This is a genomic window from Microbacterium sp. 2FI, from assembly GCF_005502885.1.
In the GTDB taxonomy this organism is placed as follows: Bacteria; Actinomycetota; Actinomycetes; order Actinomycetales; family Microbacteriaceae; genus Microbacterium.
On sequence record NZ_SCMR01000043.1, the window covers coordinates 1 to 1,073 of the forward strand.

At 55.3% G+C, this 1,073-nt stretch carries 1 rRNA gene; it reads right to left on the reverse strand.

The annotated features are described in order from the left end of the window. Positions 1-976: ribosomal RNA gene (locus FFS15_RS18520) — 16S ribosomal RNA — on the reverse strand; the annotation flags it as partial. Positions 977-1,073 lie beyond the last annotated feature (97 nt).

The window sequence follows — 1,073 nt, forward strand, 5'->3', positions numbered from 1 at the left end:
ATGTCAAGCCTTGGTAAGGTTCTTCGCGTTGCATCGAATTAATCCGCATGCTCCGCCGCTTGTGCGGGTCCCCGTCAATTCCTTTGAGTTTTAGCCTTGCGGCCGTACTCCCCAGGCGGGGAACTTAATGCGTTAGCTGCGTCACGGAATCCGTGGAATGGACCCCACAACTAGTTCCCAACGTTTACGGGGTGGACTACCAGGGTATCTAAGCCTGTTTGCTCCCCACCCTTTCGCTCCTCAGCGTCAGTTACGGCCCAGAGATCTGCCTTCGCCATCGGTGTTCCTCCTGATATCTGCGCATTCCACCGCTACACCAGGAATTCCAATCTCCCCTACCGCACTCTAGTCTGCCCGTACCCACTGCAGGCCCGAGGTTGAGCCTCGGGATTTCACAGCAGACGCGACAAACCGCCTACGAGCTCTTTACGCCCAATAATTCCGGATAACGCTTGCACCCTACGTATTACCGCGGCTGCTGGCACGTAGTTAGCCGGTGCTTTTTCTGCAAGTACCGTCACTTTCGCTTCTTCCTTGCTAAAAGAGGTTTACAACCCGAAGGCCGTCGTCCCTCACGCGGCGTTGCTGCATCAGGCTTCCGCCCATTGTGCAATATTCCCCACTGCTGCCTCCCGTAGGAGTCTGGGCCGTGTCTCAGTCCCAGTGTGGCCGGTCACCCTCTCAGGCCGGCTACCCGTCGACGCCTTGGTGAGCCATTACCTCACCAACAAGCTGATAGGCCGCGAGCTCATCCTTGACCGAAAAATCTTTCCAACTGTTGAAGATGCCTTCACAGCTCGTATCCGGTATTAGACGCCGTTTCCAGCGCTTATCCCAGAGTCAAGGGCAGATTGCTCACGTGTTACTCACCCGTTCGCCACTGATCCAAAGAGCAAGCTCTCCTTCACCGTTCGACTTGCATGTGTTAAGCACGCCGCCAGCGTTCATCCTGAGCCAGGATCAAACTCTCCATAAAAAATGATTGCCACAACCCACCGGAAAAAGGCAGAGAAGCAGCGAGTTCGAACTGACCAAAAGGATGCCAAAACTGGCAATCCATAACGCCAACCCCC